The sequence below is a fragment of the Conexibacter sp. CPCC 205762 genome (assembly GCF_030646155.1).
Taxonomy (GTDB): domain Bacteria; phylum Actinomycetota; class Thermoleophilia; order Solirubrobacterales; family Solirubrobacteraceae; genus Conexibacter.
Map to the genome: position 1 here is coordinate 73,100 of NZ_JAUTDN010000015.1, position 26,458 is coordinate 99,557.

The window sequence follows — 26,458 nt, forward strand, 5'->3', positions numbered from 1 at the left end:
AGTGACGGAGGAGATCCGCTGATGACCGCCAAGCTCCGCGCCCCGGGCTGGTACCGCGCAGCGCTGTTCATTCTGCTCGGCCTGGCCTTCTCGTACGCGCTCGTGGGCGTCGTGCGGACGCTGATGCACTACCCCGACGCGTGGTCGGACGGCAACGCGATCACGACGGTCTCGCTGATAGCGATACCGCTGTTCTTCCTCGTCGGCCTCGGCTGCTTCGACTACTGGTTCTACTACGCGGCCGGCCGCCCGACGCGCGCGGAGGACCACTCCTCCCACGGCGCGACGAGCTGGAAGGCGTACTTCCGCGTCAACACCGATCACAAGGTGATCGGGATCCAGTACATCTGCGTCTCGTTCTTCTTCATGTTCCTCGGCGGCCTGATCGCGATGCTGATGCGCGCGGAGCTGGCCCAGCCGGGGATGCAGTTCGTCGACAGCGCGACCTTCAACGGCCTCTTCTCGGTCCACGCGGCGCTGCTGATCTTCCTGTTCGTGATCCCGGTCTTCGCCGGCATCGCCAACTACGTCCTGCCGCTGATGATCGGCGCGCCGGACATGGCCTTCCCGCGCCTGAACGCGCTCTCGTTCTGGATGCTGCCGATGGCCGGCCTGCTGCTGACGGCGAGCTTCTTCGCCCCCGGCGGCGCCTTCGCGAGCGGCTGGACGGCCTACGCCCCGCTCTCGACCGACATGCCGCTCGGACAGGTCTTCTTCACGATCGGCGTCCAGTTCGCCGGCGCCTCCTCGATCGCGACGGCGCTCAACTTCCTCGTCACGATCATCACGATGCGGGCGCCGGGGATGAGCTTCTTCCGCATGCCGCTGCTCGTGTGGGCGAACTTCTCGACCTCGCTGCTGGTCGTGATCGCGACGCCGTTCGTCGCCGCCTCGCAGTTCTTCGTGCTGCTGGACCGCGCGCTCGGCTTCAACTTCTTCGACGCCTTCGTCGGCAGCGGCAAGAACGGCAGCGTGCTGATGTACCAGCACGTCTTCTGGTTCTACTCCCACCCGGCCGTCTACATCATGATGCTGCCGGGCTTCGGGATCGTCTCCGAGGTGCTGTCGGTGAAGGCGCGCAAGCCGATCTTCGGCTACCGCATGATGGCGTTCTCGCTGCTGGCGATCGTCGCGCTCGGCTTCACCGTCTGGGCCCACCACATGTTCGTCTCGGGCATGCAGGCGTGGATCCGCGTGCCGATGATGATCACGACCGCGATCATCGCCGTGCCGACCGGGATCAAGATCTTCTCGTGGCTTGCGACGCTGTGGCGAGGGGTGCTCCACCTCGACACGCCGATGCTGTTCGCGCTCGGCTTCCTGACGACCTTCACGCTCGGCGGCATCTCCGGCGTGATGCTGTCGATGATCCCGTTCGACATCTACGTCTCGGACACGTACTTCATCGTCGCCCACATCCACTACGTGCTGTTCGGCGGCTCGCTCTTCACGATCTTCGCCGGGATCTACTACTGGTTCCCGAAGATGACCGGGCGAATGTACGACGAGCGGCTCGGGAAGATTCACTTCTGGTGCACGTTCGTGTTCTTCAACGTGACCTTCGCGCCGATGCACCTGCTCGGCCTCGACGGCATGCCGCGCCGCGTCGCCGATTACGCCGAGCAGTACGCGACGCTCAACCTGCTCGTCACGATCGCCTCCTTCGCGCTCGGCCTGAGCATGCTCGTCTTCCTCTACAACATGGTCGCGAGCTGGCGCGGCGGCCCGCGCGCGGCGGCCAACCCGTGGCGCGCGCTGACGCTCGAGTGGCAGGTCAGCTCGCCGCCGCCGATCTTCAACTTCGACGCCGTCCCGACGGTCGTCGGCGGCCCGTACGAGTACGGGGTGCCCGGCGCCGTCCACGGCATCTTCCAATCGCCCACAGAGGCGAAGCCGACTCCGGCCGGCTCCGTCGCGACGTCACCGACCAGAGAGTGAGGTGAAGCGCACCATGGCCAGAAGAGTCCTCGTGGTCGCGAACGAAACACACGGCGGCCACAGCCTCGTCGAGGCGATTCGCGCCCGACACGCGAGAGGCGACGCCGAGTTCGTCGTGATCGCACCCCAGAACCGCCCGCGCAACGGCTACGTGATCTACGACGACGCCGTCCGCGACGCCGCGCTGATGCGCATCAACGAGACGCTCGACGCGATCGGCGAGCACGGCATCAGAGCGACCGGCGACGTGATGGATCCCGATCCGTACACCGCCACGCTCGACGCCGTGCGCGAGTACCGGATCGACGAGATCATCGTCTCGACCCATCCGGAGACCCGCTCCGGCTGGCTCCGTCACGACCTGCTCGAGCGGATCCAGCTCGCGACCGGCCTGCCGGTCGAGCACGTCGTCGTCGACCTCGAGAGCGAGCGCGAGAGAGATCCCGAGACGCACACGCTGATCGTCGCCAACAAGACGGCGAGAGCGGAGGCGCTGTTCGAGGAGCTGAGACGGCGCGCGACCGACTCGCCCCACCGCTTCCTCGTCGTCGTGCCCCAGGAGGGCGGCCACGGCCACCACATCGAGCAGGCCAAGGGCCGTCTGCAGACGCTGCTGGACAGACTCTCCTCCGCCGGCATACCGGCGATGGGCGGGATCGGCGACCCCGACCCCTACGACGCCGTCGCGAACGCGCTGCAGTTCCACCGCGTCGACGAGATCGTGATCGCGACGCTGCCGAAGATGCGCTCGCGCTGGCTGCGCAGCGACCTCGTCGACCGCGTCCAGAAGATCACCGTCGCGCCTGTGACGCACGTCGAGATCGACGTCGCCGAAGAGGCCCCGGCCGCCGCCGAGTCCGGAGTGAAGGCCGCCTGATGGAAGCCGTCTCCTCCACGGCCGGGCTGCACCACGCCGGCGAGGCCGAGCACCATCACGGCCCGCCGGCGGCGCACAGAAGCTCCCGCGTCGACCCGCAGCTGCTCGGGATGCTGCTTTTCATCATCTCCGAGATCATGGTCTTCGGGGCCTTCTTCACGGCCTACTTCTTCATCCGCGTGGTCGACGGGAACCCGTGGCCGGCGGAGGGGACGGAGCTGCCGAAGCTGATCGCCGGCGTCAACACGGCGATACTGCTGTCGTCCTCGATCACCCTCCACTGGGCGCTCGAGGCGATCAGACGCGGCAACCGGGCGGCGTTCAAGGCGGGGATGGCGACGACCTTCCTGCTCGGCGCCACCTTCCTGTTCGTCCAGATCAACGAGTACGTCCACATCGGCTTCGCGCCGTCGAACAGCGCCCAGGCGTCGGTCTTCTACGGCTTGACCGGCCTCCACGGCGCCCACGTCGCGCTCGGCCTGATGATCCTCCTGATGGTGACGGTGCGCGCCTTCCGCGGGCACTTCTCGCCGGAGGAGCATCGCGGCGTCGAGGTGCCGGGCATCTACTGGCACTTCGTCGACGTGATGTGGGTGATCGTCTACTGCACGGTCTACCTGCTGTAGCGATGCTGAACCCGCTTCGCTCCGAGGGGGAGGCGTTCCGCCTCCTCCTCTACGTCCTGGTCGCAGCGGTCGTGATCGTCGGCCTCGTGCTGCTGGCACGAGCGCTGACTTGATCGCCACCGGCCGCGCGCGATCGCGCGACACTCGGTCGAGGCCATGAGAGTCGCCTTCGACCCCGTCGTCCTGCTGCTGCTCGCCGGCGTCTGCTGGCTCTACCTGCGCGCGCTGCGGATCGTCCGCCGCCGCGGCCTGACGATCGGCCGCGGCCAGCAGGCCTGCTGGTGGATCGGGATCGCGCTCGTGACGGTCGCGCTCAACGGCCCGCTGGACGCCTACGACAGCGAGCTGATGAGCGCCCACATGGCCCAGCACCTGCTGCTCGGCGACATCGCGGCGCCGTTCCTGCTGGCCGGCCTGCGCGCGCCGCTGCTGCTGTTCTGGCCGCCGCGCCCGGCGCTCGTCCTGCTCGCCCGCCAGCGCTGGCTGCGGCGGATCTTCCGCACGCTGCGCCAGCCGCTGGTCGCGCTGCCGCTGTACGTGCTGACGATCTGGGTGTGGCACTACGGCGTGCTGTTCGAGGGCGCGCTGAGACATCCGCTGCTGCACGTGCTCCAGCACGAGTCGTTCCTCGCCGCCAACCTGCTGCTGTGGTGGCCGGTGCTGGAGCCGCAGAAGCGCCGCATGCCCGGCCAGCTGTGGAAGATCGGCTACATCTTCGCGGCGCGGATGTCGTCGATGTTCCTCGGGATGATCTTCGTCTTCGCCAGAGGCGTCCTCTACGAGGGCGCCTACGGCAGCGGCGAGCGGCCGCTCGGCTACTCGCCGCGCGGCGACCAGGGCACGGCCGGCGGGCTGATGATGGTGCTCGACATCGTCGTCATCATGGCCACGCTGACCTGGTTCTTCTGGAAGGCCTCCCAAGAGGAGGACCGCGACCAGGAGGCCGCGGCCCAGAGCGGCGCGCGCTCGGCGACGCCTATCTGACGGTCAGCGTGCCTTCCATGCCAGCCTCGCGGTGGCCTGGAAGGGTGCAGAAGAACGTGTATCTGCCGGCTCTGAGGTCGACCGACACTCTCGAGACGCCGCCGCCGGAGACCGTCTCGCCCTTGCCCAGCTCAGCGCCGTCGGCGCCTTCGAGCGCGATGTCGTGCGGCACCGAGGAGGCGTTTCTGGAGTCGATCTCCAGCGCGCCGGCCGGGGCCGAGGCGCTCGCGACCGTGTAGGCGAGCTGGCCGTCGGGGTTGGCGTCGATCTCGACTCTGCCGTTCTCGGCCTCGGCCGAGCCCTGGTCCGCTCTTCTGACCGCGGACGCGAGCGCGCCCGTGTCGTCGCCGGACTTGGCGGCCGCGTCGGCGACGTAGGCGGCGACGTCGGTCGCTGCCGCGCCCGTCACCAGTCTCGCCGGCATTCTCGAGTTGGGATAGAGGATCTGCTGGTGCACGACACCTCTGACGGTGCTGCGCCCGAAGCCGTCTCTGATCGACTGCGCGAAGGCCTCGTCGAGGTCAGGACCGACGTTGCCTCTGGTTCCGGCGCGGGCGAGCGTGTGGCAGGCTCCGCATCTCTCGACGAACAGCTGCTTGCCGTGCACGACGTCGGCTCGCTGTCCCTTGAGATCGTCGGCGCCACAGCCCGCGAACAGGCCAACGAGCGCTGTCGCCGCGACCGAAACAACGAGTCCTCCGCGTCTCCTCATCATCTCCATGCGCGACTCTATCCGGAAGTCACGACGAGATTCCAGTTCCTACTGCTCAGAACGTCTGGGCGGCAGCGGCAGCTCGTCCAGCCGACCCTGCGCCGCGGCGATCACGCCGCGCGCGACGCCCTCCCACGACCAGCGCTCGCGGACGGTCGCGACGATCGCCTCGCGCGTCTGCTCGCGGATGCCCGCGTCGGCGCCCAGCCAAGCCAGCAGCCGGCCCGCGAGCCCCTCGACGACCGGTCCCTCGTCGGTCGGGAAGGCGAACAGGCCGCCGACCTCGGCCGGCGCCGCGGCGGCGAGCGCGCCCGCGACCTCGGCCAGCCCGGAATGGTCAGAGCAGACCGGCAGCGCGCCGCAGGCGGCCGCCTCCGCCGCGACCATCCCGAACGCCTCCGGGAAGGTGCTCGGGACGACCTGCGCCGCGAACGCCGGCAGCAGGTCGCGCAGCTCGTCATGCTCCAGCCGGCCGGTCCAGACGACCCGCTCGCGCAGCGACGCGGCGGCGCTCACGTACCGCTCCAGCGCGGCCGGCTCCGCGCTGAGCCGCGCGAGGAACTCCTGCAGCAGCCGCAGCGGTCTCCCCTGCGGGCCGCCCTCGGCGGCGCGCCCGGCGGCCGCGATCGCCGCGACCGTCTCCAGATCGCCGACGGCGAGCGCGTTCTGCATCCGTTCGAGCGTCGCGCGGTAGCCGCCGAAGCCGACGACGACCAGGCGCGCGTCGGGATGCTCGGCGAGCACCAGCGGCCACGCCGCCAGCAGCAGGTCGACGCCCTTGGAGACGATCAGCTTGCCGACATAGCCGACCAGCGGCGTCCTCGCGGGCAGCTCGAGCAGCGGCTCCAGCGCCCGCAGCGCCTCGCGCTCGTCGCGCGCGAACGCCGACGGCGCCTCGCCCGGCGTCTCCGCCACCGCGGCCTCCAGCGTCTCCGCCGTCAGCGGATCGATCGGCGTCTCCGCGATCGCGGCCTCGATCGTGTCGTTCTCCTCGATCGTGCGGGCGATGCGGTCGACCAGCTCGCGCAGGCCGGCGCGCGCGGCGAGCGGCTCGCGCGGCGCGAAGGAGCCGACGTCGACGCCGGGCGGGCCGAGCCGCGTGCGGGGCGGCAGGTCGGGCTCCTGCAGCGTGTCCCACAGCCGCTCGGCCGTGTGGCGCGAGCCGACCAGCACGCCGCGCGCGCCGCTGACGCCGCGGCGGGCGGCGGCGAGGAACCGCTCGGGGTGCGGCGCGACCGTGTACTCCAGCGCGCTGCCGTGGATCTTGACCGCGTACGGGACGCGCGGCAGCGCGCGCGAGAGGATCAGCGGCCCCATCACGAGGTGGTTGGCGAGCGCGACGTCGGGCTGCACCAGCTCGGCGACCTCGCGCACGGCGCGCACGTTCGCCTCGACGTAGGCCTCGACCTCGGCGTCGCTCAGATCGGGGTACGGGCGCGCCTCGATCCCCTCGTAGCGGTCGGCGACGTAGACCGGCAGCAGGCCCGCGAGCGCCGGCCGGTAGGCGGTGCAGCGGACCGGCTCGACTCTCGTCGTCAGCCGCAGCGCGCCGCCGTCCCAGTCGCCGTAGGCGTCGACGAACGGCAGCCGCTCCGGCGCCCGCTCCTGGCTCAGCAGGTGGACCTCATGGCCGAGCCGGCGCAGCGCCGCGGCCAGGTTGGCGTTGTAGACGTTGGAGCCGGTGCCACCCAGCAGGTAGCCGTGGAAGATCAGCACGCGCATATCGGTGCGACAGCCTATCCGTGCCGGCAGACCGCGAACCCCGCTGGGACCGGGCCGTTCGACCTGAGGCGTTGGTACCATTCCGCCCCGTGAGCATTCAACAGCGTTATCGCATGCGGACTCCGTCGACCGGCCGTGAGGTCATCATCGAGGCCGACGCGGACCGTACCTACACGGACCGTGAGACCGGCGAGGAGCTCGAGGTCGTCGCTCAGCTGCTCCCGCTTGCGCCGTCGCCGTCGGATCTGCCATGGACGGTGGAGAACCTGCGCATCTGCAACTGGTGTGACCAGATGTGCCAGAAGGACCTCAACGACTGCCCGACCTGCGGCCGTCGGATGGCTCCGCTCCCCCGCTGAGGCGATTCGCCCTTTGCTGCCTCGCCTTCACCCGCTCAGACCACTGCTCGCGCTGCTTGCCGGCGCGACGCTCGTCGTCGGCCTGTCGGCCTGCGGCGGTGGCGGCAGCTCCAGCGCAGGCACGCTCGATACGCCGCCGCTGACCGTCGGCACGAGCGCCACGATCCCCTCCGGCGCGACGGCGAGATCGACCTCGACGACCTCGACCACCAGCACGACCGCCACCACCCCCGGCGGCGACACCAGCTCCCCGGACACGAGCAGCAGCGACAGCTCCAGCTCCTCCGACACCAGCAGCGGTGACACCGGCAGCTCCTCCGACACCGGCTCCACCGACACCGGCGGCGGTGACACGGGCGGCGACACCGGCGGCGGCACGACCGGGACCGGTGGCGACACCGGCACCGGCGGCGACACCGGCGGTGCGGGCACCGGCGGCGGCGCAGGCGTCGGCGGCGGCGGTGACACCGGCACCGGCGGCGACACCGGCACCGGCAACAGCGGCGGCGGCAGCTCCGGCGGCGCCGGCACCGACGCGTTCTGTGACCAGAACCCGGGTGCGTGTTAGGCCTTCCCGGCCGCCGCGCCCCGCTGACGCCTCCCGTCTCCGTCCGTAAGGCCCTCAGCCGCTGATCCGCTCGGCCAGGCCGGGCGCTTCGCGCTCGAACCAGTCGCGGCGTCGGGCGACGCGGTCGCGGCCGCCGGCGGCCCACATCGACAGATAGGCCGGCTCGCCGCGTTCGACGTGGCGGGCGAGGAAGGCGTCGCCGACGGCGATCGCGTCGCCGAGCGCGGCGATCAGCTGCGGGCGCTCCTGGGGCGTCAGGCCGTAGCCCTCCGCCAGCACGCGCAGGCCGCGCTCCGGCGCGACCGTGCCGCGGGTGTGGTCGCCGGGCATCCCGAGCGCCAGCCACAGCTTCGCCGTCATCGCGAGGTCGTAGATGCCGCGCCCGGGCGCGGCGAAGTCGAAGTCGAGCAGCGCGAAGGCGCGCCCGTCGCGGAAGACGACGTTCTGCGGGCAGACGTCGTTGTGGCAGATCAGCGTCCCGCCGCGCGGATCGGCCAGCTCGCGCGACCAGCCGGCGTCGGGCGCCTCGAACCCCTCGCTCGCGCGGTGCATGCGGCGCAGCAGGGCGGCGACGGAGCGCAGCGCCGGCTCCCCCGCCGCCCAGCGCGGGAGCGGCGGCAGCGGGACCTCGCCGGGCACGTACAGCAGCGTCTCGGTCTGCCGGTCGCGCGCGACCGGCAGCGGGGCGCTGTCGAAGCCGTCGCGGCGCAGCGCGCGCAGCAGCGCGTGGACGCTGGCGGCATGCGGCCCCGCCGGGCGCTCGACGCGATCGCCGAGGCGGAAGACCGCGCCGGCGTGCTCGTCGCCGCCCGGCAGCGGCTCGCCGCGCTCGCCCGCGACGCTCACCCGCGCCTCCTCGCCGCGCTCATCCGCGTTCGGACGGCCGCGTCGGCTGCTCGGCACCGTGCGGCTCGCGCGCGGGCGCCGGCAGCGGCTCGCGGCGGCGGTCGGTCCGCGGCGGGCGCGGGGCGCCGTGGTCGCGGATGCGGCCGGGCCAGGGCTCGGCGTCGGGCAGCGGCAGTCTGAGACCGGAGCCGCCGGGATCGGGCGGATCGGGACGGTCGGGCGGCGGGTCTCTGTCCCAGTCCTCCCACTCGGGCCAGTCGTCGTCCTCTCTCTGGCGGAAGTACCAGACCAGCCAGACGATCATGCCGCCGAGATCGAAGACGCGCATCCCGACGAGGAAGATCCAGCCCGCTGCGCTCACGGACGCAGGGTAGCTCGCGTCAGCGCGAGCGGCGAGGCGCGCGGTCGGCGTGCCCGACCGCGCCCGCGCCACGACTCATCTGGTCGTCGTGGTGGTTCTTCTCGTCGTCGAGGTTCTTCTCGACGTGTCGTCTCTGCTCGAGCTTTCGTCCTCGAGCTTTCTCGCCTTCGGCGTCGAGATCATCGTCGCCGTGTACGTGACCTTCGCCGTTCTGTAGATGCACTTGTACGCAGCCTCTCTGTCGAGGATCAGCTGCGCGGTCTGGGTGATGAAGATCTGCTCGTCGTTGCATCTGCTGGCGCGGCTGGCACGCCAGCTGTTGGCGTCGTCGAGGTTGACCGACAGCACCGGCGCCCACGTCGGCACCGTCAGCGCGAGGAAGTCGCCCTTGGCGACCTCGAGGCTTCTCTCCAGCGGGAACTGGGCGGTCGTGCCGAGGTAGTCGGTGACGCGGAAGACCTCGCTCTGCGCCTTCGCCGTGTAGAGCCGCTTCGGCTTCTGTCTCGAGTCCTGGCTGAGCACGGTCAGCTGGACGCGCGGCGTGCCGCCGTAGGTGGCGTTCAGTCTTCTCACCTGGCTGACCGTCAGCGAGCCGAGCTGGAGCGACAGCGCGACGACCCGGCCGGCGGTCGGCACGGTGATCGGATACGCCTTGCCGCCGGTCGAGACCTGCAGCGCCGTCGTCTTGGTGACGACGCGGCAGTTCTCCGGGCAGCTCGGCGCGGCCGCGGTCGTACTCGCGCCGATCTCGTAGATCTTCGCGGAGGCAGTTGTGGTGACGACGCCGAGCGCGCAGACGAGGGCGACGACGCCGAGAAGGATCCGCTTCATAGCCTCATTCAACACGAATGCGCGCGAAAGGTAGCGCTTGCGAGCATGCCTGCAAGCGCGACCAGCGCGCCATCGCTGCCGTGAATGGCGCCCGGAGCCCCGGGCGCCGATCAGATTCTGGCGACGTTGACCGCCTTGGGGCCCTTGTCGCCCTGCTCCTCCTCGTACGAGACCTTCTGGCCCTCGGGAAGCGAGCGGTAGCCGTCTCCCGTGATGCCGCTGTAGTGGACGAAGAGGTCGCGACCACCGTCATCGGGAGTGATGAACCCGAAGCCCTTGTCGTCGCTGAACCACTTCACCGTACCCGTTGCCATTGCGTCCCCCGAGGACTGCATGCCGGTGTCCCGGCAGGTTTGCACCAGGCTCTAGCCCGGTCGTTCAAGAAAGAAGTCAACCGCACCAGAGGGGTGAACTGCAAGTGGCATCTGCCGCGAGCAGACCCGCGGTGTGCTGAGAATCAGCCGATCAGCTGAGCTGCGGCGGTTGCGATCTCGTCCGGATCGCCCTGCGCCGGGACCCACGGAAGTCTCAGCGGATCGTCCTGATAGCGCGGGATCACGTGCATGTGGAAGTGGAAGACCGTCTGCCACGCGGCCGCGCCGCACGAGTTGATCAGGTTGATCCCGGCGGCGCCGAAGCGCTCCTTCGCGCGCGCCGCGATCGCCTGCGCGGCGACCGCGACCGCCTGCAGGTCCTCCGGCTCGATCGCGAGCAGGTCGGCGGCGTGGTTGCGCGGGATCACCAGCGTGTGGCCGTAGGTCGCCGGAGCGATGTCCATGAAGGCGATCGTGCGCTCGTCCTGGCGCACGATCCGCGCGGGCAGCTCGCCCGCGACGATCTTGCAGAAGATGCAGTCGTCCGAGGTGGTGGGCACGCGCCGAGCATATCGGTAGCCTGACGTCCAAGTGCCCGACCGACGTCACCTCCGCGACGCGATCGCCCACCTGGCGGCGATCGACCGCCCCTCGGCCTCGCCGGGGGAACGCGAGGCGGCGCAGTGGATCGCGGCGCGGCTCGGCGAGTTCGGCTGCACGGCCCGCGTCGAGGAGGAGCGCGCCCACGGCGGCTACTGGTTCCCGCTCGGCGTTCCGGCGGCGATCGCCGGCGCCGCCGGCCTCGCCGCCCAGCTCCATCGCGGCCGCGCGACGCGGATCGCGGCCGGCGCGGCCGGCGCCTTCGCCGCCGCCGCGATTGCCGACGACGTCAGCGGCGGCAGCCTCTGGTTCCGCCGCCGCTTCCTGCCCAGCAGACCGACCTGGAACGTCGTCGCCGAGAGCGGTGACGTCGACGCCGAGCGGACGCTCGTCTTCGTCGCCCACCACGACGCCGCGCACTGGGGGATGCTCTTCCACCCTGGCGTGCTGCCGCTCGTCGCCAGATACGCGCCCGCGCTGCTGGAGCGCAGCGACACCTCTCCCCCGCTGATGGCGCCGGTCTTCGGCGGCCCCGCGCTGGTCGCGCTCGGCGCGCTGACCGGCTCGCGGCGGCTGCTGGCGGCCGGCACGACGCTGTCGCTCGGCTCGGCGGTGACCTTCGCCGAGATCGGCGCGCGCGACGCGGTGCCGGGCGCCAACGACAACCTGACCGGCGTCGCGACGCTGCTCGGCGTCGCGACCGAGCTGGCCGAGCGCCCCGTCGAGGGCCTGCGCGTGCTGCTCGTCTCGACCGGCTCCGAAGAGGGCTTCATGGAGGGGATGCAGGCGTTCGCCAAGCGTCACTTCCCGCAGCTGCCGCCGGAGACGACCCACGTCGTCTGCGTCGACACGGTCGGCTCGCCGCAGCTGGCGCTGATCGAGGGCGAGGGGATGCTGCGGATGCGCGAGTACCCGGAGCCGTTCAAGCAGCTCGTCGCGGACGCGGCGGCCGACAGCGGCGTCGAGCTGCGCCGCGGGCTGCGCTTCCGCAACGCGACCGACGGGCTGATCGCGCTCAAGGCCGGCTACCGGACGGCGACGATCGGGTCGGTCACGCCGCACAAGGTGCCGGCCAACTACCACTGGCCGACGGACACCGCCGAGAACGTCGACCACCGCTCGGTCGACAACGCCGTCACGCTCTGCAGCGCGATCGCCCGCCGCCTCGCCACGACGCCGGCCGCCGCCGGCGCCACATCCGCGTAGCGTCACCTGCAATCTGTGGGTCTGTCAGACCCACTGCGTGCGCCTACGCGGCCGGGTGCTCGGCGAGGAAGTCGCGGGCGTGGGCGATCGCCTGCTCGCGCGTGCCGACCTCGCCGGCGTACTGGGCCGCCTCCAGCTCCGCCATCAGCGCGCCGAGGCCCGGCCCGCGCGCGATCCCGAGCGCGTCGGCCAGCTCGTCGCCGCGCAGCAGCGGGCGCGGTCTCGCGCCGGCGTCCCACGCCAGCGCCGGGCCGATCAGCTCGCGCGCCAGCTCGAGGTGCTTGGCGATCGCCTCGTCGGCCTTGCGGCCCTTCGTCGCGAGCCGGTCGGCGACCGACAGCAGCGAGACATCGACCTCGACCGGCTGGCAGCGCTTCAGGTAGCCGTGCACCTGCCGTCTGGAGAGCGGGCGCTCGTGCACGAGGAAGCCGAGCCGCAGGTGGTTGCGGGCGAGCGCGGAGACGTGCGCGCGCAGCTTCTCGCTCGTGCGCAGCCGCGTCAGGATCGCGCGCGACAGCTCGGCGCCCTGCTTGTCGTGGTCGAAGAAGGTGACGCGGCCGTTGTCCATCACGCCGCGCGTCTGCGGCTTGGCGATGTCGTGCAGCAGCGCGCCGAAGCGCAGCGCGGTGCCGCGCGTCAGCTCGTCGGAGAACGGCTGCGCCAGCAGCTCGGCCAGCGCCGCGCCGTGCTGCTCGCCGAAGACCGCGGCCGGGTCCTGCTCCAGCGCGACCGCCTCCGCCAGCACCGCGAGCGTGTGGCCGTGGACGTCGAGGTGGTGGTAGACCGACTGCTCGACGCCGCGCAGGGACGCCAGCTCCGGCAGCACCGCCTCGGTCGCGCCGGTCGCGTCCATCAGCTCCAGGCCGCTGAGCGGGTCGCGCGCGGCGACCACGCGCCGCAGCTCCGCGAAGACGCGCTCCTGCGCGACGTCGGCCAGCCGCTGCGACTGCAGCGAGGCGGCCGTCAGCGTGTCGGCCTCGACCTCCAGCTCCAGCTCGACGGCGAAGCGCGCCAGCCGCATCACGCGCAGCGGGTCGGTGCGGAAGGAGCGCGGCGAGACCATCCGCAGCCGTCTGCCGGCGAGGTCGCCCTGGCCGCCGCCGGGGTCGACCAGCGCCCCGCCGGCGAGCGGCTCGGCGATCGCATTGACGGTGAAGTCGCGCTGCGCCACGTCCTGCTCGATCGTCTCGCCCTGCAGCGGCGAGAGGTCGGCCTGCCAGCGGCCGTCGCGCGCGATCACGCGCCAGCCGCCGAACGCCTCCGACAGCGGGAAGACGGCCGCGCGCACAGCCTTCGCGAGCGCCCGCGCCGCGCCCTCCACGTCACCGGCGACGGCGAGGTCGAGATCCTTCGTCGCGCGGCCGAGCAGACGGTCGCGGACGGCGCCGCCGACGAGCCAGGCATCGTGGCCGGCGAGCGCGGCGCGGGCCGCTTCCAGCGGGTCGACGGTCGTGCTCACGCCGGCGTCCCGTCGCGATGGTGCTGCCACACGACGCGCGCGCTGAGGGCGGTCGTGATCTCGTAGTTGATCGTGTCGATCCGCCGCGCCAGCTCCTCGGCGCCGATCCGCTCCTCCCCCATCGCGCCGATCAGGACCGCCTCGTCGCCGACCGCGATCCCGGCCGGGTCGGGCCCGACGTCGACGCAGACGTTGTCCATGCTGACGCGGCCGACGAGCGGCACGCGGCGGCCGCCGACGAGCGCGACGCCGTTGTTGGAGAAGGCGCGCCGGAAGCCGTCGCCGTAGCCGATCGGCAGCGTCGCGATCCAGGTCGGCGTCGTCGCCGTGAAGGTGCCGCCGTAGCCGACCGTCTGCCCCGGCGCCAGCGGCTTCAGCGCTGCGACGTAGGAGCGCAGCTCCAGGGCCGGCTCCAGCCCGTGGTCGGCCGGGTCGCGCTGCCACGGGTCGAGCCCGTAGACGGCGATCCCGCAGCGGACCATGTCGAGCCGGCTCTCCGGCAGGCAGAGCGCGGCCGGGCTGTTGGCGGCGTGCAATATCGCGCCGGGCACCAGCTCGCGCAGGCGCGCGCCGAAGGCGACGAAGCCGGCCAGCTCGCGCCGCGTCCGCTCGACGTCCTCGTCGGCGCTGGGGAAGTGGATCATCGCCCCGGTCAGCTCCAGCCCCGGCGCCGCCAGCGCCGCGCGGCCGACGGTCAGCAGCGCGTCCGGGTCGCGCGTGCCGAGCCGGCCCATGCCGACGTCGAGCTTGAGGTGGACGCGGATCGTGCGTCCGCGCGCCGCCGCCTCGTGCGCGAGCCGCGCGACGAACGGCTCGCTCCAGGCGACGACGTCGGCGTCGGCGTCGAGCGCCTGCGACAGCTCCTCCCCGCCGATCGCGCCGAGCACCAGCAGCCGCCCCTCGATCCCGCCGGCGCGCAGCTCGGCCGCCTCGCGCGCCGCCGCGACCGCCAACCAGGTGGCGCCACCGGCCTGCGCCGCACGCGCCGCCTGCACCGCCCCGTGGCCGTACGCGTTCGCCTTCACGACGGCGCACAGCGCGGCCGCCCCGATCCGCTCGTCCAGCAGCGCGCAGTTGCGCTCGATCGCGGCGAGGTTGACGCGGGCGAGTGCGCGCGCGGGGCTCACGCTTCCGAGACGAGCGCTTCCAGCACGTCGAGACGGGTGACGACGCCGACGAGCCGTCCGTGCTCGACGACGGGGAGGCGGTTGTGCTTGCGCTCCGCGATCAGCCGCGCCGCCTCGCGCACGTCGGCGTCAGCGTCGACCGTCACCGGATCGGCGGTCATGATCTCCTCCGCCGTCGTCGCGATCGCCTTGCGGAAGCGCTCCTCGAAGCGCTTGACCGGCCCGAGGAAGATCTGCGCGCCGAACAGGTCGATGTGCAGCGGGAGGCGCAGGTCCTCCTCCTCGTCGATCATCACGAGGTCGGCCTCGGTGACGATTCCGATCGGCCGCCCGCCCTCGTTGACCACCGGCACGCCCGGCAGCTCGTGATCGCGCAGCGTGCGCAGCACCGTCTCGACGGTGTCCTCCGGCGTGACCGTGACGGGGTCACGCTCCATGATCTCGGCGACCTTCGGCATGCGCGGCAGCCTATCCGACGCCAGCCTCGCGGCGAGCCGCGGGCAGCGCCTCGATCACGTCGCCGGCGATCGCGCCCTCGACGCCGATCCGCTCGCCGACGATCCGCCCCGCGCGACGGTGCAGCTCGACGCCGGCGCAGGCGGCCTCGAAGGCCGGCACGCGGCGCGCCAGCAGCGCGCCGATCGTGCCGCTCAAGACGTCCCCGGTGCCGGCGGTCGCGAGCGCGGGCGCGTCGCCGCGGCTGATCGCGACCGGCCCGCCGGGCGCGACGACGACCGTGTCGTCGCCCTTCAGCACGACGACCGCGTTCGCCGCCTCGGCGGCCGCTTGCGCGAGCGCCAGGCGGTGGGCGCGGACCGCGTCGGAGTCGACGTCGAGCAGCCGCGCCAGCTCGCCGCCGTGGGGCGTCAGCACGGTCGCGTGGGAACGGCCGTGGAGCAGGTCGAGCCGGCCGGCGTGGGCGTTGAGGCCGTCGGCGTCGAGCAGCAGCGGCAGCGGCGCCGCGGCTGCGAGCGCGCGGGCGAACGCGAGCGCGTGGTCGGAGCGGCCGAGGCCGGGGCCGAGCACGAGCGCGTCGGCTCGCTCCAGCCGCTCCAGCAGCGGCGCGGCCGCCTCCTCGGCGAACGCGCCGTCGCGCTCGGGCAGCCCGACCGACATCACCTCGCGCTGGCCCAGCTCGAAGACGAGCTCGAGCGACTGCGGGACGGCGGCGGTGACGTAGCCGGCGCCGGCGCGGGCGGCGGCGGCGCTGGCCAGCCGCGGCGCGCCGCTGAGGCCGCTCGACCCGCCGGCGACGAAGACGTTGCCGCCGTCGAACTTGGTCGCGTCGGCGCCGCGGCGCGGCAGCGCCTCCAACGCGCCGGGGCCGATCAGGCCGGCGCGCGCCGCGGTCTCCGCGGGCCGCTCGGCGCTCGCCGGGATGCCGATGTCGATCACCTCGACGGTGCCGGCATGCTGCTTGCCGGGGCTGATCCAGAGGCCCGGCTTGGCGGCGTGGAAGGTGGCGGTCGCGGTCGCCTGGACGGCCGGCCCGGCGATCTCGCCGGTCGAGCCGTCGACGCCGCTGGGCACGTCGCAGGCGACGACCTTCACGCCCCGCTCGGCGGCCAGCACTATCGCCTCGATCGCGTCGCCGACGAGCCCGCGCGGGAGGCCGCTGGCGCCGGTCCCGAGCACGGCGTCGACGATCCCCGCGACCTCGACCAGCGCGCCCGGGTTGAACTGCCGCGGCGGCGCGCCGCAGAGGCGGCCCAGCGCCAGCAGCGCGTCGCCGGCCAGCTCGCTCGGCTGCGGCAGCAGCTGGACGTCGACCTCGCGGCCGGCCTCGCGCAGCAGCCGCGCGACGACGAGCCCGTCGCCGCCGTTGTTGCCCTTGCCGCAGACGACCGCGATCGTCCCCTGCGGAATCGTCCGCTGCGTCAGCTCGAAGAGGCCGCGGCCGGCCCGCTCCATCAGCTCGATCCCGGCGATCCCGCGCACTCTGATCGCCCAGCCGTCGAGCGCCCGCTGGGCGGCAGCGTCGGGCAGCGGCTCCAGCCAGGCGGGCAGCGCGCTCATGTCGCGATCGCCACCGCGGAGGCGTCGGTGCGGGTGTGCGTCAGCGAGACCTTGACCTCGGTCACGCCGAGCGCGGCGGCCGCGTTGGCGGCGGCGCCGTGGAGGACGATCGCGGGCGCGCCGTCGCCGCGCACGACCTCGACGTCGGTGAACGACCACGCCTGCAGGCCGAGCGCCTTCGCGACCGCCTCCTTCGCGCAGAAGCGGGCCGCGAGATGCTGGCCGGGGCGGGCGCGCTCCTCGGCGTACGCCAGCTCGGCAGCGGTGAAGAGCCGCCGCGCGAGCGCCGGGCGGCGTTCGAGCGCGCGCTCGATCCGCTCGATCTCCAGCTGGTCGATCCCGACGCCCTTCACGGCCGTGATCGTACCCGCGCCCGCGCCGGTCCTACTCGACCGTGACGGTCTTCGCGAGGTTGCGCGGCTGGTCGACGTTCAGTCCGCGCAGGCGGGCGATGTGGTACGAGAGCAGCTGCAGCGGCACGACCGCCAGCAGCGGCGCCAGCATCCAGTCGGTCTGCGGCACCGTCACGACCTCCTCCGCGTGCTCGCCGATCTCCGTGTTGCCCTCGCTCGCGATCGCGATCACGTGGGCGCCGCGGACTCTCACCTCCTGGATGTTGGAGATGACCTTGTCGAGCACCGGCGAGTCGGTCGCGACGCAGACGACGGGCGTGTTGTCGTCGAGCAGCGCGATCGGCCCGTGCTTCATCTCGCCGGCCGCGTAGGCGTCCGTCGCGATGTAGGAGATCTCCTTCAGCTTGAGCGCGCCCTCGAGCGCGACCGGCAGGCCGATGTGGCGGCCGAGGTAGAGGAAGAACTCAGCCTGGTAGTGGCGCTCGGCGATCGCTCTGATCTTCTCGTCGCCGGCCTCCAGCATCTCGGCGATGTGGTGCGGCAGGTGCTTGACCTCGCCGACCAGCGCCGTCAGCTTCGCCGGCTCCAGCGTCCCGCGCAGCTCAGCCAGCCGCAGCGCGAGCAGGTACATCGCCGCCACCTGGCTGACGAACGTCTTCGTCGCCGCGACGCCGATCTCCAGCCCGGCACGGGTGAAGAGGACGCCGTCGGCGTCACGCGTCGCCTGCGAGCCCATCACGTTCGTGATCGCCAGCACGTGCGCGCCGCGGCTCTTCGCCAGCCGCATCGCGGCGAGCGTGTCGGCCGTCTCGCCCGACTGCGAGATGCCGACGACGAGGTCGCCGGGGCCGACGACCGGGTCGCGGTAGCGGTACTCGGAGGCGACGTCCATCTCGATCGGGACGCGCGCCCAGCTCTCGATCGCGTAGCGGCCGATCAGACCGGCGTGGTAGGAGGTGCCGCAGGCGACCACGACGATCCGTCTGACGTCACGCAGGAAGGCGTCGTCGATCGTGCCGAGGTCCCCGAGGTCGACGCCGTCGCCGCGCGCCGTGCGGTCGGCGACCGTCTCGGCGACCGCGTCGGCCTGCTCGTGGATCTCCTTCAGCATGAAGGTCTCGTAGCCGCCCTTCTCGGCGGTGTCGGCGTCCCAGTCGATCGTCGTGACCTCACGCTCGATCGGCTCGCCGGCCGGCGTCATGAACTCGACGCCGCCCGGGGTCAGCACGACCAGCTCGCCGTCCTCGATGAACTGGACGTCGCTGGTGTGCTCGAGGAAGGCGGGGACGGCCGAGGCGAGGAACTGCTCGCCGTCGCCGCGGCCGACGACCAGCGGGCACTCGCGGCGCGCGCCGACCAGCAGGCCGGGCTCGTCGGCGGCCATCGCGACGAAGGCGAAGTGGCCGACCAGCTCGCCGTAGGCGGCCTGGACGGCGGCCGGCAGGTCGCCGTCGTAGTGGCGCGAGATGACGTGCGCGATCACCTCGGCGTCGGTCTCGGAGGTGAAGCGGACGCCCTGCTCGCCGAGCTCGCGCTTGAGCGCCATGTAGTTCTCGACGATGCCGTTGACGACGATGTGGATGCGGCCGGCCTCGTCCTCGTGCGGATGGGCGTTCTGCTCGCTGACGCGGCCGTGGGTCGCCCAGCGGGTGTGGCCGATGCCGGTCGTCGGCTCGGCGGTCGCGACGGCGGCGCCGGCCTCCTCGGTAGCGGCGGCCGGCTGCGCGGCGACGGCCTCGCGCAGCGCGCTGAGGTTGCCGACGGCGCGGACGGAGTCGACGTGGTCCCCGTTCAGGACGGAGATGCCGGCGCTGTCATAGCCGCGATATTCGAGCTTCTCGAGCCCCGCGAGGAGAAGGGGCTGGACTTGACGGGCGCCGACGTATCCGACGATGCCGCACATGGGGGAACCTCCGTGTGGAACGACGAGCGCCGCGCTGGCTGGTGCGGCTGCAGGTATGGCGCTGACGGCGCGCCGCAGAATTCTAGCGGGCGTCCGGTCGGCGCTCTGACGCGCGCCGCCCGCACTGGTTTCAGGTATCGGCTCGGCGCGAGCCGCGCTTGAGCCGCAGCGCAGCTCAGCCGGCCGGCTGCGAGGCGGCGGCCTCGGCCTGCTCGACGAGGCGGGCGCAGACGGCGTCGGCCTCGTCGTCCTCAGGCGCCTCGACCATCACGCGCAGCAGCGGCTCGGTCCCGGAGGCGCGCACGAGCACGCGCCCGCGACCCTCCAACCCCGCCGACTCGCGTTCGATCGCCGCCTGCATGCGCGGATCGGCCGCGGCCCGCTCCAGCGACGAGCGGTCGGGCAGACGGACGTTGACGAGCCGCTGCGGCAGCTTCTCCATCCCGCCGCGCTCGCCCAGCGACTTGCCGCCCAGCGCCTCCAGCGTCAGCAGCGCGCTGGCGATGCCGTCGCCGGAGGGCGCGAAGCCCAGCTCGACGATGTGGCCCGACTGCTCGCCGCCGAGCGCCCAGTCGCGCTCGCGCAGCGCCTCCAGCACGTAGCGGTCGCCGACGGAGGTGATCGCGACCTCGATCCCGGCCTCCGCCATCGCCGCGTGGAAGCCGTAGTTCGTCATCACCGTCACGGCGACGCCGTCGCCGCGCAGTCTCCCCTGCGCGCGCAGGTGCAGCGCGGCGAGCGCGACCAGCTCGTCGCCGTCGACGACCGTGCCGTCGCCGTCGACGGCCAGCACGCGGTCGCCGTCGCCGTCGAAGCCGAAGCCGGCGTCGTGGTCGCCGGCGCGCATCGCGGCGGCGAGGCCGTCGAGGTGGGTCGAGCCGCAGTTGGCGTTGATGTTGCGGCCGTCGGGCGCGTCGGCGAGCACGTCGACGTGGGCGCCGAGGCGGCGGAAGATCTCGGGCGCGGCCTTGTAGGTCGCACCGTTGGCGCAGTCGAGCAGGATCCGCCGGCCGCTGAGGTCGAGCGCGCCGAAGCGCGTCTGCAGCTCGCGCAGGTAGTCGTCGAGCGTGCCGTGCAGCTGGCTGACGCCGCCGATCGCGAGCGGCTGGACGGGCGGGCCGTCGAGCAGCGCCTCGATCTCCTCCTCGACCGCGTCGGAGAGCTTGTCGCCGTCGCTGCCGAAGAACTTGACGCCGTTGTCGGCGTAGGGATTGTGCGACGCCGACAGCACGACGCCGAGGTCGAAGCCGTAGCGGCGGATCAGCAGCGGCGCGGCCGGGGTCGGCAGCACGCCGCCGAGCAGCGCGAGTCCGCCGGCGGCAGCGACGCCCGCGGCGACCGCTGCCTCCAGCATCTCTCCCGACTCGCGCGTGTCGCGGATCACGAGCACGCGCGGGCGGTGGTCGGCGGCTGACGCGGCGATGCGCGCCGTTGCGGCGCGCGCCAGACCGAGCGTCAGCTCAGCCGACAGAAACTCGCCGGCGACGCCGCGGACACCGTCCGTGCCGAACAACCGGCGAGCCATGGCAGAAAGCTAGCGCTTCGAGAACTGCGGACGCTTACGCGCCTTCTTGAGGCCGGCCTTCTTGCGCTCCTTGACGCGCGGATCACGCGTCAGGAAGCCGCGCTTCTTCAGCTCGCCACGAAGGTTCGGGTCGGCCACCAGCAGCGCACGCGAGATGCCGTGACGCAGCGCGCCGGCCTGCGCCGAGACGCCGCCGCCGTGCATCTTGGCGATCACGTCCATGCGCTCCTCGAAGCCGACGGCCTCGAGCGGCTGACGGATGTTGCGCTGCAGCGTCGGGCGCGGGAAGAAGTCGTCAAGCGGCTTGCCGTTGATCGTGTACTGCCCCGTGCCCGGCTTCAGGATCACGCGCGCGACGGCCGTCTTGCGCTTGCCCGTCGCGGTGTAGCGAGCGTCGGCCGCGAGCGAGATCGCCGCGTCGGCGATCGGCTGGGCCTCGACCTCGTCCTCGGAGTCCGAGTCGCCCGAGGCGGTCGCCTCGTCGTCCTCGTCGTCGTCCTCGGAGGGCTCGCCCTCGAGCACGATGTCCGGCACGAGATCGGCACCGGGGATCTCCGGCTTGACGCGCGGGGTCTCCTCGATCTCCTCCTCGAGCAGCTCCTCGTCGCCACCCTCAGCCTTGGGCTGCTCCTGCACGGCGGGCTGCTCGGCAGCCTCGTCGGCGGGCGGCGCGGCCTCGGCGACGGGCTCCGGCGCCTCGTTGGCGGCCTCGACGGGCTCCTCGGGCGTCTCGCCCGCGGGGTTGCGCTCGTCTTCGGGCTGCTCGACGTCGGACACTAGGCTTCGATCTCCATCGGTTGCGGCTGCTGGGCGGTGTGCGGGTGCTCCGGACCGGCGTACACCTTCAGCTTCGTCAGCTGCTTGCGCGCGAGGCGGTTGCGGGGCAGCATGCCCCTGACCGCGATGCGGATGACTTCCTCGGGCCGGCGCTCGAGCATCTCCTCGAGGGAGCGCGAACGGAGACCGCCCGGGTAGCCGGTGTGCCGGTAGTAGCGCTTGTCTGCCCGCTTGTTGCCCGACACCGAGATCTTCTCGGCGTTGACCACGACGACGAAGTCGCCAGTGTCGACGTGGGGCGTGTAGGTGGGCTTGCGCTTGCCGCGGAGAGCGTCAGCGATCTGCGTCGCGAGGCGTCCGAGCGTCTGCCCGTTCGCGTCCACGACGAGCCAGTTGCGCTCGCGGTCAGTGGGATTGGCGACGTAAGTTCTCATGGCAAGAAAAGGGCCGCGCACCGTGGCGCGGCGGGGTGAGCACTATAGAGAACAGTTCCGCTTGATGTCGAGCGATGGCGCCCGACCGCCCGTCCGGCGCTCGCGGCCAACAGTGATCGGCAGCCTGCGGAAGAGATTTAGCTTTCTCCGTCGGCGCGATCCATATACTGCCCGGCGTTCCATAAGCCTGCCGAATCCCTCCACGCGAGGGAGCGGGGAAACCACTGGCGACCGCGCCCACACGCGGACGCTGGGGCGAATCCGAGCACAGGCGCTCGGTAGCGCGGCCCTTTCAGCGCGAGCCCGTCAGCTAACCCCGTAGGCCGTCAAGAAAGGGGCATCGCATTTCGATGCTGCCCGGAACGGGGTCTTCCAGACCTCGTGTGGTCGCCATGACGACGTCGTTCGCCGCCGTGCTCGGGCTCGGAGCCCTCGCGCTCCCCTCCGCCGCGCTCGCCGAGGCCGGCGGCGCCTCGATCAACCAGACGGCCTCCGCCCCCGCGGACGCGCCCGCGTCGAGCCCCTCCGCGCCCTCCGCAGCAGACGGGGGTCAGCCGTCGCTCAGCGGACTGGTCTGCAAGACCGGCTGCCCCGCTCCCGGAACGGTCGAGCGCGGCGGCACCCTCACGCTTCAGGGCCAGGCGCTCGACGCCGCCCGCACGGTCGTCTTCCTCGGCGGTCGCGGCAGCAGGGACGACGCGCGCGTGCGCGTCAGCTCCAAGAGCGCGACCAAGCTCGACGTGACCGTCCCCGCCGCCGCCGTCAGCGGCCAGGTCGTCGTCGAGACCTCCGCCGGCACCGCGATGCGCTCCTCCGCGCGCCTCTCGGTCAAGGTCGTCAAGGCCGCCACCGCCCTCTCCGCGACGCTGCCGGCGCCGAAGCTCGCCGCCGTCGCCGGGATCGCCGACCTCGACGCCGGCATCTCCACGCGCAAGGCCGGCAAGGGCGTCTCCGCCGTCCAGGTCGCGTTCGTCTCGCAGGCGCCGGGGACGGTCGGCGTGCGCGTCGACGTCGTCCGCGCCGCCGATGGCATCTCGGTCTTCAGCGACACGCGCAGCGCCGCGCCCGGCAAGCAGCAGACGCTGACGTGGGAAGGCCGCAACAGCGGCGCCGACTTCGCCGCCGACGGCAGGTACGAGCTGCGCCTCTCGGCCGGGACCGAGGTCAGCACCCGCACCGCCAGCAGCGAGATCGCCGCCGGCGGCGGCGCGTCGATCGAGGGCGGCTCGCCGGCCCCCGACGGCGCCGTCAAGCTCGGTGCCTTCACCTTCGTCGGCGCAGTCTTCCCCGTCCGCGGGACGCACGACTACGGCCAGGGCGCCGCTGCCTTCGGCGCCGGCCGCGACGGCCACTCGCACGAGGGCCAGGACGTGATGGCGCAGTGCGGCACGCCGGTCGTCGCCGCCCAGGGCGGCGTGATCAAGAACAAGGCGTACCAGTCCAACGCGGGCAACTACGTCGTGATCGGCGGCACCGCCTCCGGCGAGGACCACATGTACGCCCACTTCCGCGCTCCGGCGGTCGTCGCCAGAGGCCAGCGCGTGCAGACCGGCCAGGTGCTCGGCTACGTCGGCGACACCGGCTCGGCCTCCGCCTGCCATCTCCACTTCGAGATCTGGACGGCGCCGGGGTGGTACTCGGGCGGCCGCCCGGTCAACCCGGTCGCGACGCTGAGAGCCTGGGACCGGCTGGGGTGAGTACCCTCGGTCCCGTGACCGTCTTCGCGATCTCCAACAATGCGCTCGGCTACATCGGCCTCGGCGTGGTCGCGATCGCGATCATCGTGCTGCTGGTGTCGACCTTCCATCCCGAGGGGATGAAGCGGCCCGGCGGCTATCTCGACGGCGAGTCGCCGCAGGCCGACGAGATCGAGCGCGACGAGCACGGCAAGCCGCTCAAGTAGAAACGCGAAACGCCCCGTTGCCGGGGCGTTTCGCGGTACTGCATCAGGCTGTCGCGGGAGCTATTCCCACTCGATCGTGCCGGGCGGCTTGCTCGTGATGTCGAGCACGACCCGGTTGACCTCGCGGATCTCGTTGATCATGCGCGAGGCGATCTGCTCCAGCAGGTCGTACGGCAGCCGCGCCCAGTCGGCCGTCATCGCGTCGTCGCTGGTGACGGCGCGGATCACGACGACGTAGCCGTAGGTGCGCTCGTCGCCCTGCACGCCGACCGTTCTGACGTCCGGCAGGACGCAGAACGACTGCCACAGCTCGCGGTAGAGACCGGCTCTGCGGATCTCGTCCTGGAGGATCGCGTCGGCGTCGCGGAGCGTGTCGAGTCGCGCTCTGGTCGCCTCGCCGCCGACGACGCGGATCGCGAGCCCCGGCCCCGGGAAGGGCTGGCGCCAGACGAGCCGCTCCGGCAGGCCGAGCTCAGCGCCGACGGCGCGGACCTCGTCCTTGAACAGCGCGCGCAGCGGCTCGACCAGCTCGAACTGGAGGTCGTCCGGCAGGCCGCCGACGTTGTGGTGCGACTTGATCGTCGCGGCGCCGGTGCCGCCGCCCGACTCGATCACGTCCGAGTAGAGCGTGCCCTGGACGAGGAATCTGGCGCCGCCCTCGGCGAGCTTGCCCGACTCCTCCTCGAAGACGCGGATGAACTCCTCGCCGATCGCCTTGCGCTTCGCCTCCGGGTCGGTGACGCCCCTGAGGCGCGCGAGGAAGCGCTCCTCGGCGTCGACCGCGACGAGCGGGACCTTGTAGTGATCGCGGAAGGCCGTGATCACCTGCTCGCCCTCGTTCTTGCGCATCAGGCCGTGGTCGACGAAGACGCACGTCAGCTGATCGCCGATCGCGCGGTGGACGAGCAGCGCCGCCACCGACGAGTCGACGCCGCCGGAGAGCGCGCAGATGACGCGCCCGCCGCCGACCTGCGTGCGGATCTTCTCGAGCTGGTCCTCGATCACCGAACCGGCCGACCAGCTGCTGGCGCAGCCGCAGATCTCGGTCAGGAACCGTCTCAGGATCTCCTGGCCGTAGGGCGTGTGGACGACCTCCGGGTGGAACTGGATCCCGTAGATCTGCCGCTCGGTCGACTCCAGCGCCGCGACCGGCGACTCAGTCGACGAGGCGAGCGCGGTGAAGCCCGGCGGCGGCGCGAAGACGGTGTCGCGATGCGACATCCAGCACGTCTGCTCCTGCGGCAGCCCGGCCAGCAGCCGGCCCGGCTCGGTGACGGTCAGCCTGGAGCGGCCGAACTCGCCGACCTCCGCGCCCTGCACCTCGCCGCCGAGCTCGGTCGTCAGCAGCTGCATGCCATAACAGATGCCGAGCACGGGGATGCCGAGCTCCAGCAGCTCCTGCTCGAGTCTCGGCGCGTCGGGCGCGTAGACGGACGCGGGCCCGCCGGAGAGGATCAGCCCCTTCGGTCTGCGGCGCCGCACCTCCTCCGCACCGACGTGGTGCGGCAGCAGCTCCGAGAAGACGCCCAGCTCGCGCACGCGGCGGGCGATCAGCTGCGAGTACTGGCCGCCGTAGTCGAGCACGACGACCTGCTCGGCGTCGACGTTGGGCTCAGCGACGATCTCGCCCGCCGCGACCGACGCCGTGGCGCCGGTCGGGAGGTGGGTGGAGAGCCCGTCAGTCGTTGACAAGGGCGACGGCCCGGCCGTTGGAACCCATGCCGACCTGCTGGTCGCGCTGAAGGCTCTTGCCCTCCGTCTGCAGCGCCGGGGCGACCATCAGCTCGGCGCGGTTGAACTCCGCGATGTCGCGGTAGCCGCACGTCGCCATCGAGGTGCGGAGCGCGCCCATCAGGTTGAACATGCCGTCGTTCTCGCGCGCGGGGCCGAGCAGGATGTCCTCGATCGAGCCGTTCTGCACCGTCTTGACGCGCGTGCCGCGCGGCAGCGTCGGGTGGAACGTCGCCATGCCCCAGTTGTAGCCGCGGCCCGGCGCCTCGTAGGCCTTCGCGAGCGCGGAGCCGAGCATGACCGCGTCGGCGCCGCAGGCGATCGCCTTCGAGACGTCGCCGCCGTTCTTCATGCCGCCGTCGGCGATCACGCGGACGTAGTCGCCGGTCTCGAGCATGTGCTGCGAGCGGGCGGCCGCGACGTCGGCGATCGCCGTCGCCTGCGGGACGCCGATGCCGAGCACGCCGCGGGTGGTGCAGATCGCGCCCGGGCCGACGCCGACGAGCACGCCGGCCGCGCCGGTGCGCATCAGGTGGAGACCGGTGTGGTAGCTGGCGCAGCCGCCGACGACGACCGGCACCGGCACCTCGCCGATGAACTCCTTCAGGTTGAGCGGCTCGCTGACCGTCGAGACGTGCTCGGCGGAGACGACCGTGCCCTGGATCACGAGGATGTCGAGGCCGGCCTCGAGCGCCAGCTCGTAGTGCTCGCGGACCCGCTGCGGGGTCAGCGAGGCGGCGACGACGACGCCCTGGTCCTTGATCTCGCGGATCCGCTGCGCGATCAGCTCCGGCTTGACCGGCTCGCGGTAGATCTCCTGCATCTCGCGGGTCGCCTCCGCCTGCGGCAGAGCGGCGATCCGCTCGAGCTGGGCGTCGACGTCCTCATAGCGGCAGAAGATGCCTTCGAGGTTGAGAACGGCAAGACCGCCGAGCTTCCCGATCGTCCCGGCCGTCTCGGGCGAGACGACGCCGTCGAGCGCCGCACCCAGGAGGGGCAGCTCGAAACGGTACGGACCAAGCGTCCAGGAGATGTCGACGTCATCGGGGTCGCGGGTGCGTCGCGAGGGGACGATGGCGACATCGTCGAACCCATAAGCGCGCCGGGCTTTCTTACCGCGGCCGATCTCTATTTCCATGGAAGCACCCTACGGGTCGAGGCGGACGAAACAGCCCCGCGCAGGGCGGGGCCGGAGGGGGAGCGAATCGTCGTCGTGGCGGCAACCAGCGACACGTTCCATCGTAGCAACGCGTTTGAAAAAGCCTTCCCCCGCGGACGCGCCTGGA

Annotated in this window: 27 protein-coding genes and 1 riboswitch; of the genes, 9 read left to right on the top strand and 18 right to left on the bottom strand. The window is 72.2% G+C overall.

What is annotated here, in order from left to right; translation table 11 throughout:
• Positions 1–21: 21 nt before the first annotated feature.
• The 4 genes from Q7L73_RS13820 (at position 22) to Q7L73_RS13835 (ending at position 4,425) form a co-directional block, all read left to right on the top strand.
• Positions 22–1,938, top strand: coding sequence for a cbb3-type cytochrome c oxidase subunit I (locus Q7L73_RS13820; protein WP_304692403.1), 1,917 nt, complete (start codon positions 22–24; stop codon positions 1,936–1,938).
• Between the two features lie 13 nt (positions 1,939–1,951).
• Entirely contained in the window at positions 1,952–2,815 is an 864-nt protein-coding gene (locus Q7L73_RS13825; RefSeq protein WP_304692402.1) for a hypothetical protein, read from the top strand.
• Positions 2,815–3,441, top strand: coding sequence for a cytochrome c oxidase subunit 3 (locus tag Q7L73_RS13830; RefSeq protein WP_304692401.1), 627 nt, complete (start codon positions 2,815–2,817; stop codon positions 3,439–3,441). Before Q7L73_RS13825 ends, Q7L73_RS13830 begins: the two co-directional genes overlap by 1 nt.
• 156 nt (positions 3,442–3,597) lie before the next feature.
• Positions 3,598–4,425, top strand: a complete 828-nt coding sequence (locus Q7L73_RS13835; protein WP_304692399.1) for a cytochrome c oxidase assembly protein — start codon at positions 3,598–3,600, stop codon at positions 4,423–4,425.
• Here the strand turns inward: Q7L73_RS13835 and Q7L73_RS13840 are convergent.
• Together Q7L73_RS13840 and Q7L73_RS13845 are read right to left on the bottom strand one after the other, a co-directional pair.
• Positions 4,418–5,032 (bottom strand): plastocyanin/azurin family copper-binding protein, encoded by a 615-nt coding sequence (locus tag Q7L73_RS13840; protein ID WP_304692397.1) that lies wholly within the window; start codon positions 5,030–5,032, stop codon positions 4,418–4,420. The genes Q7L73_RS13835 and Q7L73_RS13840 overlap by 8 nt on opposite strands.
• A 153-nt stretch (positions 5,033–5,185) precedes the next feature.
• The gene (locus tag Q7L73_RS13845; RefSeq protein ID WP_304692394.1) at positions 5,186–6,859 is read right to left on the bottom strand and encodes a glycosyltransferase; all 1,674 of its coding nucleotides are present in this window, start codon (positions 6,857–6,859) and stop codon (positions 5,186–5,188) included.
• An 89-nt stretch (positions 6,860–6,948) separates the two neighbouring features.
• On the opposite strand from Q7L73_RS13845, the gene Q7L73_RS13850 reads away from it, so the two are divergent.
• Both Q7L73_RS13850 and Q7L73_RS13855 read left to right on the top strand, forming a co-directional pair.
• Positions 6,949–7,218, top strand: a complete 270-nt coding sequence (locus Q7L73_RS13850) for a hypothetical protein (protein WP_304692392.1) — start codon at positions 6,949–6,951, stop codon at positions 7,216–7,218.
• Between the two features lie 13 nt (positions 7,219–7,231).
• Positions 7,232–7,786, top strand: a complete 555-nt coding sequence (locus tag Q7L73_RS13855; protein WP_304692391.1) for a hypothetical protein — start codon at positions 7,232–7,234, stop codon at positions 7,784–7,786.
• 54 nt (positions 7,787–7,840) lie between these two features.
• On the opposite strand, the gene Q7L73_RS13860 is transcribed toward Q7L73_RS13855, so the two are convergent.
• The 5 genes from Q7L73_RS13860 to Q7L73_RS13880 form a co-directional block, all read right to left on the bottom strand.
• Positions 7,841–8,632 carry a phosphotransferase gene (locus Q7L73_RS13860; RefSeq protein ID WP_304692390.1) on the bottom strand — a complete coding sequence of 264 codons (792 nt, stop codon included), beginning with the start codon at positions 8,630–8,632 and terminating at the stop codon, positions 7,841–7,843.
• A 19-nt stretch (positions 8,633–8,651) separates the two neighbouring features.
• Complete coding sequence (locus Q7L73_RS13865) at positions 8,652–8,993, bottom strand: hypothetical protein (RefSeq protein ID WP_304692388.1); 342 nt, start codon at positions 8,991–8,993, stop codon at positions 8,652–8,654.
• A 75-nt stretch (positions 8,994–9,068) separates the two neighbouring features.
• Positions 9,069–9,824, bottom strand: coding sequence for a hypothetical protein (locus Q7L73_RS13870; RefSeq protein ID WP_304692386.1), 756 nt, complete (start codon positions 9,822–9,824; stop codon positions 9,069–9,071).
• A gap of 110 nt (positions 9,825–9,934) precedes the next feature.
• Positions 9,935–10,138 (bottom strand): cold-shock protein, encoded by a 204-nt coding sequence (locus tag Q7L73_RS13875; protein ID WP_304692384.1) that lies wholly within the window; start codon positions 10,136–10,138, stop codon positions 9,935–9,937.
• Positions 10,139–10,281: 143 nt separating this feature from the next.
• A complete protein-coding gene (locus Q7L73_RS13880) occupies positions 10,282–10,698 on the bottom strand; it encodes an HIT family protein (RefSeq protein WP_304692382.1) in 417 nt (138 codons plus the stop codon).
• Positions 10,699–10,729: 31 nt separating this feature from the next.
• Between Q7L73_RS13880 and Q7L73_RS13885 the strand changes: the two genes are divergently transcribed.
• Positions 10,730–11,944, top strand: coding sequence for a M28 family peptidase (locus Q7L73_RS13885; RefSeq protein WP_304692380.1), 1,215 nt, complete (start codon positions 10,730–10,732; stop codon positions 11,942–11,944).
• 43 nt (positions 11,945–11,987) lie between these two features.
• Here Q7L73_RS13885 and Q7L73_RS13890 read toward each other — a convergent pair whose 3' ends face one another.
• The 9 genes from Q7L73_RS13890 to rplM all read right to left on the bottom strand — a co-directional run bounded on the left by Q7L73_RS13890 (position 11,988) and on the right by rplM (position 21,538).
• Entirely contained in the window at positions 11,988–13,403 is a 1,416-nt protein-coding gene (locus Q7L73_RS13890) for an HDIG domain-containing metalloprotein (RefSeq protein WP_304692378.1), read from the bottom strand.
• Complete coding sequence (gene alr, locus Q7L73_RS13895) at positions 13,400–14,530, bottom strand: alanine racemase (protein WP_304692376.1); 1,131 nt, start codon at positions 14,528–14,530, stop codon at positions 13,400–13,402. Before alr ends, Q7L73_RS13890 begins: the two co-directional genes overlap by 4 nt.
• Positions 14,527–14,988, bottom strand: a complete 462-nt coding sequence (locus Q7L73_RS13900; RefSeq protein WP_304692374.1) for a CBS domain-containing protein — start codon at positions 14,986–14,988, stop codon at positions 14,527–14,529. Before Q7L73_RS13900 ends, alr begins: the two co-directional genes overlap by 4 nt.
• Before the next feature lie 10 nt (positions 14,989–14,998).
• Entirely contained in the window at positions 14,999–16,546 is a 1,548-nt protein-coding gene (locus Q7L73_RS13905) for an NAD(P)H-hydrate dehydratase (RefSeq protein ID WP_304692372.1), read from the bottom strand.
• Positions 16,543–16,899 carry a holo-ACP synthase gene (gene acpS, locus Q7L73_RS13910; RefSeq protein ID WP_304692370.1) on the bottom strand — a complete coding sequence of 119 codons (357 nt, stop codon included), beginning with the start codon at positions 16,897–16,899 and terminating at the stop codon, positions 16,543–16,545. Before acpS ends, Q7L73_RS13905 begins: the two co-directional genes overlap by 4 nt.
• A 31-nt stretch (positions 16,900–16,930) precedes the next feature.
• Complete coding sequence (glmS, locus tag Q7L73_RS13915; RefSeq protein WP_304692368.1) at positions 16,931–18,802, bottom strand: glutamine--fructose-6-phosphate transaminase (isomerizing); 1,872 nt, start codon at positions 18,800–18,802, stop codon at positions 16,931–16,933.
• A 175-nt stretch (positions 18,803–18,977) separates the two neighbouring features.
• Complete coding sequence (gene glmM, locus Q7L73_RS13920) at positions 18,978–20,327, bottom strand: phosphoglucosamine mutase (RefSeq protein WP_304692366.1); 1,350 nt, start codon at positions 20,325–20,327, stop codon at positions 18,978–18,980.
• 9 nt (positions 20,328–20,336) lie between these two features.
• Positions 20,337–21,104, bottom strand: a complete 768-nt coding sequence (gene rpsI, locus Q7L73_RS28745) for a 30S ribosomal protein S9 (RefSeq protein ID WP_370552426.1) — start codon at positions 21,102–21,104, stop codon at positions 20,337–20,339.
• Positions 21,104–21,538: a 50S ribosomal protein L13 gene (gene rplM / locus Q7L73_RS13930; RefSeq protein WP_304692364.1), complete on the bottom strand. Its 435-nt coding sequence runs from the start codon at positions 21,536–21,538 to the stop codon at positions 21,104–21,106. The genes rpsI and rplM overlap by 1 nt, the downstream gene beginning before the upstream one ends.
• Positions 21,539–21,716: 178 nt before the next feature.
• Positions 21,717–21,878: riboswitch (cyclic di-AMP (ydaO/yuaA leader) on the top strand.
• Positions 21,879–21,930: 52 nt separating this feature from the next.
• Here rplM and Q7L73_RS13935 point away from each other — a divergent pair.
• Together Q7L73_RS13935 and Q7L73_RS13940 are read left to right on the top strand one after the other, a co-directional pair.
• The gene (locus Q7L73_RS13935) at positions 21,931–23,235 is read left to right on the top strand and encodes a M23 family metallopeptidase (RefSeq protein WP_304692362.1); all 1,305 of its coding nucleotides are present in this window, start codon (positions 21,931–21,933) and stop codon (positions 23,233–23,235) included.
• Between the two features lie 14 nt (positions 23,236–23,249).
• Entirely contained in the window at positions 23,250–23,441 is a 192-nt protein-coding gene (locus Q7L73_RS13940; RefSeq protein ID WP_304692360.1) for a hypothetical protein, read from the top strand.
• A gap of 60 nt (positions 23,442–23,501) precedes the next feature.
• Here Q7L73_RS13940 and guaA read toward each other — a convergent pair whose 3' ends face one another.
• Entirely contained in the window at positions 23,502–25,064 is a 1,563-nt protein-coding gene (gene guaA, locus Q7L73_RS13945; protein ID WP_370552428.1) for a glutamine-hydrolyzing GMP synthase, read from the bottom strand.
• Between the two features lie 55 nt (positions 25,065–25,119).
• The gene (locus tag Q7L73_RS13950; protein WP_304692356.1) at positions 25,120–26,310 is read right to left on the bottom strand and encodes a GuaB3 family IMP dehydrogenase-related protein; all 1,191 of its coding nucleotides are present in this window, start codon (positions 26,308–26,310) and stop codon (positions 25,120–25,122) included.
• Between the last annotated feature and the right edge of the window lie 148 nt (positions 26,311–26,458).